The sequence below is a fragment of the Mesorhizobium amorphae CCNWGS0123 genome, from assembly GCF_001686985.1.
In the GTDB taxonomy this organism is placed as follows: domain Bacteria; phylum Pseudomonadota; class Alphaproteobacteria; order Rhizobiales; family Rhizobiaceae; genus Mesorhizobium; species Mesorhizobium amorphae.
In genome coordinates this window covers 6,034,798-6,049,974 of record NZ_CP015318.1, presented here as the reverse complement: position 1 = coordinate 6,049,974, position 15,177 = coordinate 6,034,798, and the positions used below count along the sequence as shown (strand labels likewise).

The window sequence follows — 15,177 nt, the reverse complement described above, 5'->3', positions numbered from 1 at the left end:
AATGGCGCTTCGCCGGCTTTGCCGCGCACGGATCGTCGGCGATGCCGCCGGCGCGGTGCTTTTCGGCACGGCGGCGGGCGAATAATGTGCACAGGCAGCGCGGCACAGCCTGTCGTTGCTTGACTTCGCCAGCCGTCCCCTGTCGAGTGGATTTAAGGCTTTGCGGGGGCATTGTCGGCACATGACATCCATCAACCAGGAGCCGGCCAGGCGGCCGGACAGCGGCTTGGCCTACGTGCCGGTGGCGTGGCTTTGCATCACCATGGCGCTTTCGGCCTATGGCCTGATCTCGTCATGGCGGGTGATCGGCGGCTACGACCTGCCGGACAGCGTCGCATACTTCATCTACAGCGGTCTTGCCGGCGGTATCGTCACCATTCTGTGGGGTCTTTACCTGCTCGGCCTTGCCTTCAACCGCTCGGCGCGCTTTCCGCGTCATTTCATCATCTGGCAAGTCGTCACCATCGTTTGGCTGGCGGCGAGGCTGGCCTATGTGCTGCTCGCGCCGGATTTCGGATTTTCAGCGCAAGGGCTTGTCTTCAGCCTGGGCGAAATCGCCATCGGCGTGCTCTGCATCTATCTTTTGCGGCGCGGCTCGGGCTCCGAGACGGTCTATGCCAAGCCGGAAGCCGAAAGCCCGTCGGTTCTGGTTTCGGTCGTTGCCGCTTTGCTCGGCATCCTCCTCGGCGCGGTGCTCGGCGCCGGCGTCGGATTTGCCGCCGGCTCGCTGATCGCCGAAATCACGGACATGAGCTGTTTCGAAGGCGCCTGCGGCTATTTCGCCGTGTTCATCGGCCTGGCCGGGCTGGTTGTCGGCGCCATCGCCGGCGGGCTGTTTGCCGTCTGGCGCGTGAATCGGCGAAGAGCCAGGCCGGTCGCGTAATTTCAAATTCGCGTGTCACGATTGCCGTCCGGGCAGGCGCGTTCTATCTCTCTGACGGGAAGGGACGTAACCGGGCCCAAGGGAGGGGCCAGGGAAATCCTGGGGAGGAAGTCTGGATGTTCCGTTTCATCTTTCGTCTCGCGGCGATGGTCGCGCTTTCGATTTCCGTCATCATGGCGGTGGTCGATGCGACGCGCTCGGTGGCGGCCTCGGCGCTTGTCATGACGCCGCTCAACGCAAGCTGGCTGGCGGTCTCCCCCGACACCCGCGCGGCCTTCGAAAGCTACGTGCGCGAAAAGGCCAGCCCGCTGCTGTGGGACGGCGCCATCGCCTTTGTGCTCGGCCAGCCCGGCTTTGCCGTGTTCGCGGTGCTGGCCTTCCTGCTCTATGCCGTCGGCTACCGGCGGCAGCGGCGCAATGAATTCGCCGCGACCTGACGTTTGCGGACCACCAGCACGAACAACCTTACGGCGGCTTGGCGAACGGAATGGTGGGCGCCGCAACCCGCCCGCGGCATGCTTTTCCAAAAGGTCAAAATTCCGCGTGAATTTTGTTTCGGGCCGTGCCAGATTGGCCCGGAGCGGGAGGGGAGTACACTCCTGCCTGACGTCGCGTGCCTGCCGGAGAACCGGGCAGGACGCGGTGTACAACGGAAAAATAACCGACAGGGTGTGGATCACATGAAACGTATTGTTCTCGGCCTCCTGGCCGCAACCGCAATGGTTCTTCCGGCCTTCGCCGCCGATATCCAGCCAGCCATTCTCTATGATCTTGGCGGCAAGTTCGACAAATCCTTCAACGAGGCGTCCTACAACGGCGCTGAAAAATTCAAGACCGAGACCGGCATTGCCTATGTCGAATTCGAGGTCTCCAACGCCACCCAGCGCGAGCAGGCGCTGCGCCGCTTCGCCGAGGACGGCCGCAATCCGATCGTCATGGCGGGCTTCTCCTGGGCTGACGCGCTGGACAAGATCGCCGCTGAATTCCCTGACACCAAGTTCGCCATCATCGACATGGTCGTCGACAAGCCCAATGTCCGCTCCGTCGTCTACAAGGAGCAAGAAGGCTCCTATCTGGTCGGCGTGATGGCGGCGATGGCCTCGAAGTCCAAGAAGGTCGGCTTCATCGGCGGCATGGACATTCCGCTGATCCGCAAGTTCGGCTGCGGTTATGTCGGCGGCGCCAAGTCGGCAGGGGCGACCGACGTCATCCAGAACATGACGGGTGACACGCCCGCCGCCTGGAACGACCCGGCCAAGGGCGGCGAGATCGCCAAGACGCAGATCGACCAGGGCGCGGATGTGATCTACGCCGCGGCCGGCGGCACCGGCGTCGGCGTGCTGCAGGCAGCGGCCGATTCCGGCAAGCTCGGCATCGGCGTCGATTCCAACCAGAACGGCCTGCAGCCCGGCAAGGTGCTGACCTCGATGGTCAAGCGCGTCGACGTCGCCGTCTACAACACCTTCATGGACGCCAAGAACGACAAGTTCACCGGCGGCATCAACGACCTCGGCCTCAAGGAAGGCGGCGTCGACTACGCCATGGACGACAACAACAAGGCGCTTGTCGACGACGCGATGAAGACGGCCGTCGAGAAGGCCAAGGCCGACATCATCGCCGGCACCGTCAAGGTGCACGACTACATGTCGGACAACGCCTGCCCGTATTGATCGGCCAGTATCGGTTGCAAACCGCCGGGCATCGTCCCGGCGGTTTTTGTTTTGACTGGACGGTCGACAGAGCAGCGTCAGCCACGGGAGAAACGATGCGGCCGACAATCGAACTCATGGAAGCTCGCGATGTCGAGGTTCTTGCACGGATGCGCCTTGACGCCTTCTTCGAGGGAACGGGAAGGACACTCGAGAAAGACATCGCCGACCTCAACAGGCTTTCGGCAGGAGACAGCTTCGAAGCCGCTTTCGTGGCTCGTGACGGGGATGTCGCGATCGGGACCTGTCTGCTCGTCCGCAACGAACTGGAACCGGCGCATGAATTGACGCCCTGGCTCGCCGGGCTTGTCGTCGATGCCGGGCATCGCGGCCGCGGGATCGGCACGGCGCTGGTCGGCGCGGTCGAGGCGCGTGCCGCGTCGATCGGCGTCGATGTGCTCTATCTCTACACCTGGGAAGCGCGCGATTTCTACGCCAGGCTTGGCTGGGCTGCGGTCGAGACGTTCGAACAGGACAGCGGGCCGATGCAGTTGATGTCGCGCAAGCTCCGCCTATAGCTGTCCGGCCAGATAGCCGAGCGCGAAGGCTGTGGCCAAGGCAATGGCGATGACGGTTCCGCGCCGCCGGCCGAGGGAATGCACGCCGACGCCATAGGCTGGGCGCTCCAGCCTGTGGATCACGACGGGCGGCTTGGCTTCAGCCTCGCCAAGGGCGGCCAGCCGCATCTGCGGCAGGTCGGCGATGCGCTGCGAGACCAGTTTCCAGCGATTGTCGGACGCTGCGTCCACTGGTGCGGCGTCGTCGAAGACGCGCATCCGTTCGGCGAGCCGCAGCACCGTGTCGCGGAAAGCAGGGTCGATCTCCAGGTCGCGCTCGGCGCGCTGGCGGTCCCTGTCGTTCATCAGGCCAAGCACATAATCGCCGGCGCGGGCAATGCGGTCGCTTTCACTGGCCATGACACTTGCTCCTCCCTCACCAGTGCGGCGGCTTGGTCACCGGCACGTCGGGCGCGGACTGCTCCTCCAATGCCAGGAACCGGTCGGTCAGCGCGTCGAGCTTGCGCTGCATGCGTTCGATCACCTTCCATTGCTCGGCGATCTGGCCGGACAGTTCCTCGATCGTCTTTTCCTGCTCGGCGGCGCGGATTTCCAGCGTCGTCAGCCGGTCGGCAGGCATGATCATTCAAAACCCCGGTCCGTTGCGCGGCTCCCAGGCCGCGTGTCCATATTAGCGAATGTGAAGGTCCCGGGCACGTTCGAAATTGACAAGCGCGCGGGGATTTGTCGAGAGTGGACAGCACTCCGCCAATTGGCACGGGCGGGGTGTCATGCTAGGCGTTTTGACCAAGCGATAAAAATAAGAGTGGGACATGGCGCAAGCCGCAATCGAGCTGATCGGCATCAACAAGAGTTTTGGCGCCGTGCGCGCCAATCGCGACATCAATCTGGAAATCGTTCGCGGCACCATCCACGGCATCGTCGGCGAGAACGGCGCCGGCAAGTCGACGCTGATGTCGATCCTCTATGGTTTCTACCAGGCCGACAGCGGCGAGATCCGCGTCGGTGGCCAGCCGGCATCGATCAAGACACCCAATGATGCGATCGCGCTGGGCATCGGCATGGTGCACCAGCACTTCATGCTGGTCGATAATTTCTCGGTGCTGGAAAATGTCATTCTCGGTGCAGAAAGCGACGCGCTGTTGAAGAAGAGCATCGCCAAGGCGCGTTCCGAGTTGGAACGGCTCGAGCGCGAATACGGGTTGGAAGTCGATCCCGATGCGATCATCGAGGAATTGCCGGTCGGCCTGCAGCAGCGGGTCGAGATCCTCAAGGCGCTCTATCGCGGCGCCGAGATCCTGATCCTCGACGAGCCGACGGGCGTTTTGACGCCGGCCGAGGCCGACCACCTGTTCCGTATCCTCAAGCAATTGAAGGAACAGGGAAAAACGGTGGTGCTGATCACCCATAAATTGCGCGAGATCATGGCCATCACCGACACTGTCTCGGTAATGCGCCAGGGTACAATGGTGGCAACCAGGGAAACCAAGAAGACGACGGTCGAGGAACTGGCCGAGCTGATGGTCGGGCGGCGTGTGCTGCTGAGGGTCGAGAAAGGCGAGGCGGAAGCCGGCGGCGTCAAGCTCGCGGTCAAGAATTTGACGGTGAAGGATTCTCGCGGCGTCACCATGGTCGACGACGTTTCCTTCGACCTGCGCGCCGGCGAGATCGTCGGCATCGCCGGTGTCGCCGGCAACGGCCAGTCCGAACTATTGGAGGCGATATCCGGCATCAGGCACGCCGTCTCCGGCTCCGTCATGCTCGACGGCAAGCCGATCGACCTTACCGGCAAGGCAGATCCGGGTGAGCTGCGCGACCGCGGCCTCGCCCATGTGCCGGAGGACCGCCATCATGTCGGCCTGGTGCTGGCCTTCGAGGAGAACGAGAACTCGATCCTCGGCTATCACGATGATCCTCGCTACCTGAAGGGGCCGCTGCTCGACATTGACGCCATCCGCAACGATGCCAAGGACAAGATCACCAAATACGACATCCGCCCGGCGGACTGCCGGCTCAAGACCGCCAATTTCTCCGGCGGCAACCAGCAGAAGATCGTGCTGGCGCGGGAGATGGAACAGGATCCGGGCGTGCTGATCGTCGGCCAGCCGACGCGCGGCGTCGATGTCGGCGCCATCGAGTTCATCCACAAGCGCCTGATCGCGATGCGCGACCAGGGCAAGGCCGTGCTGGTGGTGTCGGTCGAACTCGACGAAATCCGCTCGCTCTCCGACCGCATCCTGGTGATGTTCGCCGGCCGCATCGTCGGCGAGCGCGGCCCCGAGGCGAGCGAGGGCGAACTCGGCCTGCTGATGGCCGGTGTCGAGCAGCGGGAGGCCGCGGAATGAGCACGCCTTACGCCAAACTGCCAGCCTGGGCCGATTATGGCCTGATCCCGGTGATCAATCTGTTCGTCGCCTTCGTCGTCGCCGGCTTCGTGGTGCTTCTGGTCGGAGAAAATCCGTTCCGCGCCGCGGTCATCCTGGTCGAAGGTGCCTTCGGCAGGGGCACGGGCATTGCGTTTACGCTTTTCTACGCCACCACCTTCATCTTCAGCGGGCTTTCGGTGGCGGTCGCGGCGCATTGCGGCCTGTTCAACATCGGCGGCGAGGGCCAAGGCTACATTGCAGGACTCGGCATCGGTGTCGTCTGCCTGGCCTTCGATAGCGTGCTGCCGTGGTGGCTGACATTCCCGCTGGCAATCATTGCATCCGCGGCGATGGGCGCGCTGTGGGCGCTGATCCCGGCCTATCTGCAGGCCAAGCGCGGCTCGCACATCGTCATCACCACCATCATGTTCAACTTCATCGCCGCCAGCGTCATGGTCTATGCACTGGTCGGCTTCCTGAAGCCGGCCATTTCGATGGCGCCGCAGACGCGCACCTTCCTCGATGGCGCGCAACTGCCGAAGCTCAACTGGGTCATCGAACTGTTCGGCGCCAAGATCCGCTCGGCGCCGCTCAATGTCAGCTTCCTGCTGGCGCTGGTCATGGCCTATCTGGTCTGGCTGCTGATCTGGCGAACCAGGCTCGGCTACGAGATGCGTACCTACGGCCACAGCCCGAAGGCGGCACGCTATGCCGGCATTTCGGAGATCCGCATCGTCATTGTCGCCATGATGATCTCGGGTGCGCTGGCCGGCATGATGGCGCTCAACCCGACGATGGGCGACCAGCACAATGTCGCGCTCGATTTCGTCTCCGGCGCCGGTTTCGTCGGCATCGCGGTGGCGCTGATGGGACGACTGCACCCGGTCGGCATCGTGCTGGCGGCGATCCTGTTCGGCATGCTCTACCAGGGCGGCGCCGAACTCGCCTTCGAGATGCCGGCGATTTCCCGCGACATGATCGTCATCATCCAGGGCCTGGTCATCCTGTTCGCCGGCGCGCTCGAACACATGTTCCGGCCCTACATCCAGGCGCTGTTCGCTTCGATCAGCCCGAAAGCGGTTGGCATCGAAGCGGTCAAGGGGAAGGGCGCCTGAGATGGATATCTTCACCGCCATCGTGCAGATACTCGACTCGACCATCCGCCTGTCGGTGCCGCTGCTGCTGGCCTGCCTCGCCGGCCTCTATTCGGAGCGGGCAGGCGTCTTCGACATCGGGCTCGAGGGCAAGATGCTGGTCGGCGCCTTCGCCGGCGCCGCGGCCGCTTCGGTCCTGCACTCGGCCCTGCTCGGCCTCGGCACGGCGATCCTGATTTCGGTCGCTTTCGCGCTGATCCACGGCTTCGCCTCGATCACTCATCGCGGCAACCAGATCGTCTCCGGCGTGGCGATCAATTTCATCGCCGCCGGTTCGACCATCATGCTCGGCCAGCACTGGTTCCAGCAGGGCGGGCGCACGCCGGCACTGGCGCCGGGCGAACGCTTCGAGGCGATCACCTGGCCCGGCGTCGACGCGGTGCGGGGCGTGCCGATCATCGGGCCGATCTATTCGGAGCTGATCTCCGGCCACTCGATCCTGGTCTACATCGCCTTCCTGATGGTGCCGTTCACTTGGTGGGTGCTGTTCCGCACCCGCTTCGGGCTCAGGCTGCGCGCCGTCGGCGAAAACCCGGCGGCCGTCGACACGGCCGGCATCTCGGTCGCCTGGCTGCGCTACCGGGCGCTGATCTGCACCGGCATCCTGACGGGCGTCGCCGGCGCCTATCTGTCGATGGTGCAGAATGGCGGCTTCGTGAAGGACATGACCGCCGGCAAGGGCTATATCGCGCTGGCGGCGCTGATCTTCGCCAAATGGAAGCCGGTCAACGCCATGTTTGCCTGCCTTTTGTTCGGCTTCCTCGACGCGCTGTCGATCCGCCTGCAAGGCACGCCGCTGCCTGTCATCGGCAAGGTGCCGGTGCAGTTCATGCAGGCGCTGCCCTATGTGCTGACCGTGATCCTGCTTGCCGGCTTCATCGGCAAAGCGATCCCGCCGCGCGCCGGCGGCGTGCCCTATGTCAAGGAACGCTGAGCGATCGCGAAGCGGCATCTGCCAACGGATACCGGCTTTTGAACAAGATCATGGGAGAGAACACCTGAATGTCGCATGACCTGTTCGAAGCGGCCAAAGCGGCGATGGCCAAGGCCTATGCACCCTATTCGAAATTCCCGGTGGGCGCGGCGCTGCGTACAGAGGATGGCCGGGTTTTTGCCGGCGCCAACATCGAGGTGGCGTCCTATCCCGAGGGCTGGTGCGCCGAGACCACGGCGCTCGGTCATTACATCATGGGCGGTGGCGGCAAGATCACCGAAATCGCGGTCATCGCCGAGCGGATGGCGAAATGCTCGCCCTGCGGCGGCTGCCGGCAGAGGCTGGCGGAATTCTGCCGGCCGGAGACGAAACTCTACCTTTGCGACAATGGCGGAGTGGTCGAGACCGTGACGATGGGCGAGATGCTGCCCTACGGCTTCAAGGGCGATATTTTGAAATGAAGAGTTGGTTGAAATGAAGAGCTGGCTGAAATGATTGAAAAAGCTCTGGATCATCTCGTCGAAAGGCTGGACGGGCTGGCACCGACAGTCGCGCTGGTGCTGGGTTCGGGCCTTGGCGGCCTCGTCGATCAGGTCGAGGACGCCCGGCGCATCTCCTATGCCGAGCTGCCGGGTTTCCCGAGAAGCGGCGTCAGCGGCCATGCCGGCGAGGTGGTGGCAGGGCATTTTGCCGGTACGCCGGTGCTGATGCTGTCCGGCCGCGCCCATTATTACGAGCACGGCAACGCGGCTGCGATGCGTCCGGCGCTGGAGGTGCTGGCCGGCATCGGCATCACGCAATTGATCCTCACCAACGCCGCCGGCTCGGTCGATCCGGAGATGGGGCCGGGCTCGGTGATGCTTATCACCGACCACATCAATTTCTCGGGCTCCAATCCGCTGATCGGCGAACCCAGCGACCGCCGCTTCGTCGGCCTCACCGAAGCCTATGATGCGGGCCTGCGCAAGGCGATCGAGAAGGCGGCCAAGGCGACCGGCACAGACCTGCATGAGGGCGTCTACATGTGGTTCTCCGGACCCTGTTTCGAAACGCCGGCCGAAATCCGCATGGCGCGCATCATGGGCGCCAATGCCGTCGGCATGTCGACGGTGCCGGAAGTCATTCTCGCCCGCTTCCTCGGTTTGCGCGTCGCCGCCTGCTCGGTCATCACCAACCTCGCCGCCGGAATGACCGGGGCTGAGCTTTCGCATCAGGAAACCAAGGACATGGCGCCGCTCGGCGGCGCGCGGCTGGCGACAATCCTCAAGCGCGTGTTCCAGGACGGGCTGCCGGAGAGTAAGGTCTAGGCCGGATGCTTCCCCAGGAAATCATTCGCCGCAAGCGCGACGGCCACAGACTGTCCGCGCCCGAGATCACCAGCTTCGTCGACGGACTCACCGCCGGCGGCGTCACCGAAGGACAGGTCGGCGCTTTCGCCATGGCGGTGTTCTTCAACGGCATGAGCCGCGAGGAGGCGGTGGCGCTGACGATTGCCATGCGCGATTCCGGCGACGTGCTCGACTGGTCGGATCTGCCCGGTCCGGTCACCGACAAGCATTCGACGGGCGGGGTCGGCGACAATGTCTCGCTGATGCTGGCGCCGATCGTCGCGGCCTGTGGCGCCTATGTGCCGATGATCTCCGGTCGCGGCCTTGGTCATACCGGCGGCACGCTGGACAAGATGGATGCCATCCCCGGCTACGTAAGCCAGCCCGACGTGGCGCGCTTGCGCAAGACGGTACTCGAAACCGGCTGCGCCATCATCGGCCAGACCGCCGATCTGGCGCCCGCCGACCGCCGGCTCTATGCGGTCCGCGACGTCACCGGGACGGTGGAATCGGTGCCGCTGATCACCGCCTCGATCCTGTCGAAGAAGCTTGCCGCGGGCCTCGGCTCGCTGGTGCTCGACGTCAAGGTCGGCAACGGCGCCTTCATGGAGAAGTCGCGCGACGCCACCGCACTGGCCAACAGCCTGGTCGAGGTCGCCAATGGTGCGGGCTTGAAGGCTTCGGCTTTGGTCACCGGCATGAACGAGCCGCTGGCGTCCGCCGCCGGCAACGCGGTCGAGGTGCGCAACGCCGTCGATTTCCTTACCGGCCGTTTTCGCGACAAGCGGCTGGAGGATGTGACGCTGGCGCTGGCCGCCGAAATGCTGCAATCGGCCGGGCTGGCTGCGTCCAATCAGGACGGCATCAGGCGCGCCGCCGAGACGCTTGCCGGCGGCCGCGCGGCCGCCGCCTTCCAGCGCATGGTGGCGGCACTCGGCGGTCCCGCCGATTTCGTCGACAGACCGGAAAAATATCTGCCCAAGGCACCGGTGGAACTGGCCGTGAAGGCGCCAGAAAACGGTTTTGTCACCGGCATTGCGACGCGCGACATCGGGCTTGCCGTCGTCGGCCTCGGTGGCGGGCGCACCCGGCCCGACGACAGGATCGACCATGCGGTCGGCATCACAAGGCTGGCGCCGGTCGGGGCGGAGGTGCCGGCCGGCGAGGCGCTGGCGCTGGTTCATGCCCGTTCAGAGTCGGATGCGGAAGCGGCTGCGGCCGCCGTGCTCGCGGCCTATACGATCGGCGCCTCGAAGCCGGCGGCTGAAAAGACCGTCATGCGGCGGATCCTGCCGCGCGGATAGGGCGTCGTTGTCCTACTGGACAAGCAGCAGCGCGCCGTTTTCGACCTCATATTTCTGCAGCTTCTGCAGAAAGCTCATGCCGATCAGGTTGGTGCGCAGCGCCTTGTCGTCGAGCACGACCGCCTGGATGTTGTCGACCGAGATCCTGCCGATCTGCAGACGGTCAAGAGTGACCACCGCCGCCTTGATGGCGCCGTTGGCGGTGTTGACCTGATGGATGAAATCCGACGGATTGAGCGAGATGCCGATGCGGCGCGCCGTGGAGGTGTTGATGGCGACCAATGTGGCGCCGGTGTCGATCATGCCGTCGACCTGACGGCCGTTGAACTTGAAGGCCGAAGTGAAGTGGCCGCGCGCGTCGGCGTTGACCACCACCTTGCGGCCGAGCGGCAGGGGGGCGACCGGCTTGTCCGGCACCGACGCAAGGTTCACCTCCGGCTGCGCCTCTTCCGCCGGCTTGGAGGCGACCGCCGGCTTCAGCAGGCCGTCCAGCATCTCAGGGTTCGACTGGTAGAGGATCGGGATCGATGCCGAGGTTCCGGCAAAGACGCCAAGGAAGAGAAGCTTGCGCAGCATGGGAGGGACCTTCGTGAAGGCCCCATTGCTACGCCGACATGGTGTTTTCAGCTTTAACGCGCGCGGGAACCGCGCCTTTGCGTAAACGATTGGTAAACGACCCGGCAGCTGTCGGCGGAAGGCTCAGGTCGCCGTCACTTCGTCCCGTACATGCGGTCGCCAGCGTCACCAAGGCCGGGCATGATATAGCCCTTGTCGTTGAGCTGGCGATCGATGGAGGCGGTGAAGACCGGGACGTCCGGATGCGCCTTGATGAAGCGCTCGATGCCTTCGGGAGCCGCCAGAAGGCACAAGAAGCGGATGTTGGTGGCGCCGCGGCCCTTCAGCTTGTCGATCGCCGCAATCGCCGAATTGGCGGTCGCCAGCATTGGGTCGACGACGATCACCAGCCGGTCGGCGAGATCGCTTGGCGCCTTGAAGAAATATTCCACCGCCTCAAGCGTTTCATGGTCGCGGTAAAGCCCGATATGGGCGACGCGCGCCGCCGGCACCAGATCGAGCAGGCCTTCGAGCAGGCCGTTGCCGGCGCGCAGCACCGAGGCGAAGACCAGCTTCTTGCCCTCGAGCGTCGGCGCTTCCATGGTCTCGATCGGCGTCTCGATCTCGGTCGTCGTCAATTCGAGATTGCGGGTCACCTCGTAGCCCAGAAGCAGCGAGATCTCGCGCAACAGCCGCCGGAAGCCGGCTGTCGAGGTCTCCTTCTTGCGCATGATGGTCAGCTTGTGCTGGACAAGCGGGTGGTCGACGACGGTGACGCCCTGCATGGTGCTCTCCTGGAATTTCGGCAATTCGAAAGACCCTAGCGGCAATGCGGCGGGCAAGGAACCGCCTGGCCGCCACCGACCACAGTTTTTGCCGGAAATTTGCCGGTGAAAGATCAGCGCGAAGCGCCGTTGAGCCGGGCGAGAAGCGCTGTCTTCGTCTTCCTATCGACGAATGCCGCCTCGATTGCCGTCCTGGTGACAGCCGTGAGCGCCTTGTCGTTCATGGCGAAATGCTCGGCGGCGATGTCGTATTCGCGCTTCAGCGAGGTCCAGAAATAGGGCGGGTCATCGGAGTTGAGCGTCACCTTGCAGCCTGCCGCCTTGAGCGCCGGAAAGGGATGGTCGGCAAAGCTGTCGAAGACTTTCAGCGCGATGTTCGAGCCCGGGCAGCACTCGAGCACCACGCCCTCGTCGGCGATGCGGCGGACAAGGTCGGGATTCTCGATGGCGCGCACGCCGTGGCCGATGCGGGAGGGGCGGATATGGTCGAGCGCTGCCTTGACGCTCTCCCAGCCCATCAGTTCGCCGGCATGGATGGTGATGCCGAGCCCTGCCTCGCGGGCGATCTCGAAGGCGCGAACATAGTCCTCGAAATCTCCCATGCGCTCGTCGCCGGCTACGCCGAAGCCGGTCACCAGCGGATGCCCGCAGCGGGCGGCAAAGCGTGCCGCCTGCTCGATCGATTCGACGCCGACATGGCGCACGCCGGTGACGATCATGCGGCCCTCGATGCCGGTCTTGGCCTTGGCGCGGGCCATGCCTTCGCCGAGCGCGTCCGTATATGCCTTGGCCGACAGGCCGGCCTTTTTGGCGTGATCCGGTGAAGTGAAGACCTCGGAATAGATGGCGCCGTCACGGGCAAGGCTGGTCAGGTAATGGTCGGCGAGGCGCGCATAGTCCTCTTCGGTGCGGAACAGGTCGGACGAGAAATCGTAGGCGGCCAGAAAGGAAGTGAAATCGTGCCAGACGAAGGAGCCGTTCTGGATATAGGGCGACGTGTCCTTGCCGTATTTGCGCGCCTGGCTGACGACGAGTTCGGGCGCCGCTGCCCCTTCTATGTGGCAGTGCAGTTCCGCTTTCAAAGGCATTCAATCATCCCGTCACGTCGGTCCAGGTCGCATAGGCCCACCACCTGGAAGCGCGGCCGAACACCGCGCCTTAAACAATAGCGCCCGCACAACCGATCGGCTATGGTCCCGCCGGTTTTATGACGGATCAAAATAATGTCAGTTGAGAGAACCACGGCCGCGGGCGGCATGGAAACCTCCTATGGTTTCAAGCGGGTAGGGGCAGACGACAAGCAGTCGCTGGTCAACGACGTTTTCCACAAGGTGGCGAACCGCTACGACCTGATGAACGACCTGATGTCGGCCGGGCTGCACCGGCTGTGGAAGGAAGCCATGGTGACATGGCTCAATCCGCCGAAACGGCCTGGCTGGAAGGTGCTCGATGTTGCCGGCGGCACCGGTGACATCGCCTTCCGCATCGTCGAGGCCAGCCACGGCAACGCGCACGCGACGGTGCTCGACATCAACGGCTCGATGCTTGCCGTCGGCCGTGACCGGGCCGAGAAAAAGGGCCTGTCCGACAATACCGATTTCGTCGAAGCCAATGCCGAGGAACTGCCTTTCCCCGATGCCACATTCGATGCCTATTCGATCGCCTTCGGCATCCGCAACGTGCCGCGCATCGACGTGGCGCTGACGGAGGCCTATCGCGTGCTGAAGCCCGGCGGGCGCCTGCTGTGCCTGGAATTTTCCGAGGTCGAGATGCCGCTGCTCGACAAGGTCTACGAGGCCTGGTCGTTCAACGCCATCCCGAAGATCGGCCAGGCGGTTACCGGCGACGGCGAGCCCTATTCCTACCTGGTCGAGTCGATCCGCAAATTCCCCAACCAGGTCAATTTTGCCGCTATGATCACCCGCGCGGGCTTCGATCGCGTCACGTTCCGCAACTATTCCGGCGGCATTGCCGCGCTGCATTCGGGCTGGAAGCTTTGAGGCGAGTGCAGCGATGAGCACAGTCGGCGCCGCTTTCAGGCTCGCACGGGCCGGCTGGGTGCTGGTCCGCGAGGGCGTCGTCTCGGCGCTGCCGGGCGAGGAGCTTTCCGGCCTGCCGAAATTCGGCTGGCGCATGGCCAGGCTGTTCACCCGCCGCCGCGCGCTTGCCTACAAGCGCGGCGACCGTCTGGCCAAGGCGGTGGTGCGGCTGGGGCCATCCTACGTCAAGCTCGGCCAGTTCCTGGCGACGCGGCCGGATGTCGTCGGCAACGACATGGCGCTCGATCTGGCCCTGCTGCAGGACAAGATGCATACGTTCCCGCAGGCCGAGGCGATCGCAGCCATCGAGGCCTCGCTGGGTCGCAAGATCGGCGAACTCTACGCCAGCTTCGACGGCGCCGTCGCCGCCGCGTCGATCGCCCAGGTGCACAGCGCCGAGACCGTCCATGAGGGCGTTGCGTCCAGGGTGGCGGTGAAGGTCATCCGGCCGGGCGTGCGCCGCCGTTTCTTCCACGACCTCGAGAGCTATTTCCTCGCCGCGCGCCTGCAGGAAAAGTACATCCCGTCGTCGCGCCGGCTGCGGCCGGTCGAGGTGACCGAGACGCTGGCGCAGACTACCAAGATCGAGATGGATCTCAGGCTCGAGGCGGCAGCGCTTTCGGAGCTCGGCGAGAACACCAAGGACGATCCGGGCTTCCGCGTGCCGTCGGTCGACTGGGAACGCACCGGCCGCGACGTGCTGACCATGGAATGGGTCGACGGCGTCAAGATGAACGACATTGCCGGTCTCGCCGAGGCCGGTCACGATCTCAAGGCGATTGCCGCCAACCTCATCCAGTCGTTCCTGCGCCATACGCTGCGCGACGGCTTCTTCCATGCCGACATGCATCCGGGAAACCTGTTCGTGGAGGCCGATGGCACCATTGTTGCCGTCGATCTCGGTATTGCCGGCCGGCTTGGCAAGAAGGAGCGCCGCTTCCTTGCCGAAATCCTCTACGGCTTCATCACCCGCGACTATCTGCGCGTCGCCGAGGTGCATTTCGAGGCCGGCTATGTGCCGCGCCAGCACAATGTCTCGGCCTTCGCGCAAGCGATCCGCGCCATCGGCGAGCCGATCCATGGCCAGCCGGCCGAGACCATATCGATGGCCAAGCTGCTGACACTTTTGTTCGAGGTCACCGAGCTTTTCGACATGGCGACGCGGCCGGAACTGATCCTGCTGCAGAAAACCATGGTGGTGGTCGAAGGCGTCGCCCGCACGCTCGACCCGGCCTTCAACATGTGGAAGACGGCCGAGCCGGTGGTCGGTGACTGGATCGCCGGCAATCTCGGTCCGCGCGGCCTGCTGGTCGATGCGCGCGACGGCGCAAAGGCGATGCTGGCGCTGGCCCGCCAGGCGCCGGACCTTGCCGTCCGCACCGAGCGGCTGTCGCGCGAGATCGACCTGATGGCCGAGCACGGCTTGCGCTTCGACGAGACGACGGCGCGCGCCATCGGCAAGGCCGAAGCGCGCTACACCCGCTCGGGCCGGTTGGCACTATGGGTCATCGCGCTGACGCTGCTCTACATTGCGTGGCGGATTTTCTAGAGCTTGCCGTAGAATGATTGCATTGCTATCATTGATTTCGACAATATCGAGCA

17 protein-coding genes are annotated in these 15,177 nt (G+C 64.3%); 12 read left to right on the top strand and 5 right to left on the bottom strand.

Annotated elements, in window-relative coordinates:
- The first annotated feature begins 181 nt into the window (after positions 1–181).
- The 4 genes from A6B35_RS28445 to A6B35_RS28430 all read left to right on the top strand — a co-directional run bounded on the left by A6B35_RS28445 (position 182) and on the right by A6B35_RS28430 (position 3,110).
- A complete protein-coding gene (locus tag A6B35_RS28445) occupies positions 182–883 on the top strand; it encodes a DUF2569 family protein (protein ID WP_006203177.1) in 702 nt (233 codons plus the stop codon).
- 116 nt (positions 884–999) lie between these two features.
- Entirely contained in the window at positions 1,000–1,320 is a 321-nt protein-coding gene (locus A6B35_RS28440) for a hypothetical protein (RefSeq protein WP_006203176.1), read from the top strand.
- A gap of 243 nt (positions 1,321–1,563) precedes the next feature.
- Entirely contained in the window at positions 1,564–2,553 is a 990-nt protein-coding gene (locus A6B35_RS28435) for a BMP family lipoprotein (protein ID WP_006203175.1), read from the top strand.
- Positions 2,554–2,648: 95 nt separating this feature from the next.
- Positions 2,649–3,110 (top strand): GNAT family N-acetyltransferase, encoded by a 462-nt coding sequence (locus tag A6B35_RS28430; RefSeq protein ID WP_006203174.1) that lies wholly within the window; start codon positions 2,649–2,651, stop codon positions 3,108–3,110.
- On the opposite strand, the gene A6B35_RS28425 is transcribed toward A6B35_RS28430, so the two are convergent.
- Both A6B35_RS28425 and A6B35_RS28420 read right to left on the bottom strand, forming a co-directional pair.
- The gene (locus tag A6B35_RS28425; RefSeq protein ID WP_006203173.1) at positions 3,105–3,509 is read right to left on the bottom strand and encodes a hypothetical protein; all 405 of its coding nucleotides are present in this window, start codon (positions 3,507–3,509) and stop codon (positions 3,105–3,107) included. The two genes, A6B35_RS28430 and A6B35_RS28425, sit on opposite strands and share 6 nt — an antisense overlap.
- A 16-nt stretch (positions 3,510–3,525) precedes the next feature.
- Entirely contained in the window at positions 3,526–3,732 is a 207-nt protein-coding gene (locus A6B35_RS28420) for a SlyX family protein (protein ID WP_193364566.1), read from the bottom strand.
- A 190-nt stretch (positions 3,733–3,922) separates the two neighbouring features.
- Here A6B35_RS28420 and A6B35_RS28415 point away from each other — a divergent pair, with 190 nt between their 5' ends.
- From A6B35_RS28415 to deoA, 6 genes are all read left to right on the top strand, one after another.
- A complete protein-coding gene (locus tag A6B35_RS28415; protein WP_006203171.1) occupies positions 3,923–5,455 on the top strand; it encodes an ABC transporter ATP-binding protein in 1,533 nt (510 codons plus the stop codon).
- Complete coding sequence (locus tag A6B35_RS28410) at positions 5,452–6,591, top strand: ABC transporter permease (protein WP_006203170.1); 1,140 nt, start codon at positions 5,452–5,454, stop codon at positions 6,589–6,591. Before A6B35_RS28415 ends, A6B35_RS28410 begins: the two co-directional genes overlap by 4 nt.
- A gap of 1 nt (position 6,592) precedes the next feature.
- Positions 6,593–7,564 carry an ABC transporter permease gene (locus tag A6B35_RS28405; protein WP_065518298.1) on the top strand — a complete coding sequence of 324 codons (972 nt, stop codon included), beginning with the start codon at positions 6,593–6,595 and terminating at the stop codon, positions 7,562–7,564.
- Between the two features lie 68 nt (positions 7,565–7,632).
- Complete coding sequence (cdd, locus tag A6B35_RS28400) at positions 7,633–8,025, top strand: cytidine deaminase (RefSeq protein WP_006203166.1); 393 nt, start codon at positions 7,633–7,635, stop codon at positions 8,023–8,025.
- A gap of 30 nt (positions 8,026–8,055) precedes the next feature.
- Positions 8,056–8,871, top strand: a complete 816-nt coding sequence (locus tag A6B35_RS28395; protein ID WP_006203165.1) for a purine-nucleoside phosphorylase — start codon at positions 8,056–8,058, stop codon at positions 8,869–8,871.
- Positions 8,872–8,876: 5 nt separating this feature from the next.
- Positions 8,877–10,196, top strand: coding sequence for a thymidine phosphorylase (gene deoA / locus A6B35_RS28390; RefSeq protein WP_006203164.1), 1,320 nt, complete (start codon positions 8,877–8,879; stop codon positions 10,194–10,196).
- Between the two features lie 12 nt (positions 10,197–10,208).
- Here deoA and A6B35_RS28385 read toward each other — a convergent pair whose 3' ends face one another.
- The 3 genes from A6B35_RS28385 to A6B35_RS28375 form a co-directional block, all read right to left on the bottom strand.
- Entirely contained in the window at positions 10,209–10,772 is a 564-nt protein-coding gene (locus A6B35_RS28385; RefSeq protein ID WP_006203162.1) for a TIGR02281 family clan AA aspartic protease, read from the bottom strand.
- 134 nt (positions 10,773–10,906) lie between these two features.
- Positions 10,907–11,536, bottom strand: a complete 630-nt coding sequence (gene upp, locus A6B35_RS28380) for a uracil phosphoribosyltransferase (RefSeq protein WP_006203161.1) — start codon at positions 11,534–11,536, stop codon at positions 10,907–10,909.
- A gap of 113 nt (positions 11,537–11,649) precedes the next feature.
- Positions 11,650–12,624, bottom strand: coding sequence for an adenosine deaminase (locus A6B35_RS28375; RefSeq protein WP_006203159.1), 975 nt, complete (start codon positions 12,622–12,624; stop codon positions 11,650–11,652).
- 135 nt (positions 12,625–12,759) lie between these two features.
- Between A6B35_RS28375 and ubiE the strand changes: the two genes are divergently transcribed.
- Positions 12,760–13,536, top strand: a complete 777-nt coding sequence (gene ubiE, locus A6B35_RS28370; protein ID WP_006203158.1) for a bifunctional demethylmenaquinone methyltransferase/2-methoxy-6-polyprenyl-1,4-benzoquinol methylase UbiE — start codon at positions 12,760–12,762, stop codon at positions 13,534–13,536.
- Between the two features lie 13 nt (positions 13,537–13,549).
- Positions 13,550–15,124 carry a 2-polyprenylphenol 6-hydroxylase gene (gene ubiB / locus A6B35_RS28365; protein WP_006203157.1) on the top strand — a complete coding sequence of 525 codons (1,575 nt, stop codon included), beginning with the start codon at positions 13,550–13,552 and terminating at the stop codon, positions 15,122–15,124.
- Positions 15,125–15,177: the final 53 nt, after the last annotated feature.

Excerpts from the sequence above, each read along its gene's own strand:
- A6B35_RS28445 (WP_006203177.1), top strand. The coding sequence starts at position 182 with ATGACATCCATCAACCAGGAGCCGGCCAGGCGGCCGGACAGCGGCTTG.
- A6B35_RS28440 (WP_006203176.1), top strand. The coding sequence starts at position 1,000 with ATGTTCCGTTTCATCTTTCGTCTCGCGGCGATGGTCGCGCTTTCGATT.
- A6B35_RS28435 (WP_006203175.1), top strand. The coding sequence starts at position 1,564 with ATGAAACGTATTGTTCTCGGCCTCCTGGCCGCAACCGCAATGGTTCTT.
- A6B35_RS28430 (WP_006203174.1), top strand. The coding sequence starts at position 2,649 with ATGCGGCCGACAATCGAACTCATGGAAGCTCGCGATGTCGAGGTTCTT.
- A6B35_RS28425 (WP_006203173.1), bottom strand. The coding sequence starts at position 3,509 with ATGGCCAGTGAAAGCGACCGCATTGCCCGCGCCGGCGATTATGTGCTT.
- A6B35_RS28415 (WP_006203171.1), top strand. The coding sequence starts at position 3,923 with ATGGCGCAAGCCGCAATCGAGCTGATCGGCATCAACAAGAGTTTTGGC.
- A6B35_RS28410 (WP_006203170.1), top strand. The coding sequence starts at position 5,452 with ATGAGCACGCCTTACGCCAAACTGCCAGCCTGGGCCGATTATGGCCTG.
- A6B35_RS28405 (WP_065518298.1), top strand. The coding sequence starts at position 6,593 with ATGGATATCTTCACCGCCATCGTGCAGATACTCGACTCGACCATCCGC.
- cdd (WP_006203166.1), top strand. The coding sequence starts at position 7,633 with ATGTCGCATGACCTGTTCGAAGCGGCCAAAGCGGCGATGGCCAAGGCC.
- A6B35_RS28395 (WP_006203165.1), top strand. The coding sequence starts at position 8,056 with ATGATTGAAAAAGCTCTGGATCATCTCGTCGAAAGGCTGGACGGGCTG.
- deoA (WP_006203164.1), top strand. The coding sequence starts at position 8,877 with ATGCTTCCCCAGGAAATCATTCGCCGCAAGCGCGACGGCCACAGACTG.
- A6B35_RS28385 (WP_006203162.1), bottom strand. The coding sequence starts at position 10,772 with ATGCTGCGCAAGCTTCTCTTCCTTGGCGTCTTTGCCGGAACCTCGGCA.
- upp (WP_006203161.1), bottom strand. The coding sequence starts at position 11,536 with ATGCAGGGCGTCACCGTCGTCGACCACCCGCTTGTCCAGCACAAGCTG.
- A6B35_RS28375 (WP_006203159.1), bottom strand. The coding sequence starts at position 12,624 with ATGCCTTTGAAAGCGGAACTGCACTGCCACATAGAAGGGGCAGCGGCG.
- ubiE (WP_006203158.1), top strand. The coding sequence starts at position 12,760 with ATGTCAGTTGAGAGAACCACGGCCGCGGGCGGCATGGAAACCTCCTAT.
- ubiB (WP_006203157.1), top strand. The coding sequence starts at position 13,550 with ATGAGCACAGTCGGCGCCGCTTTCAGGCTCGCACGGGCCGGCTGGGTG.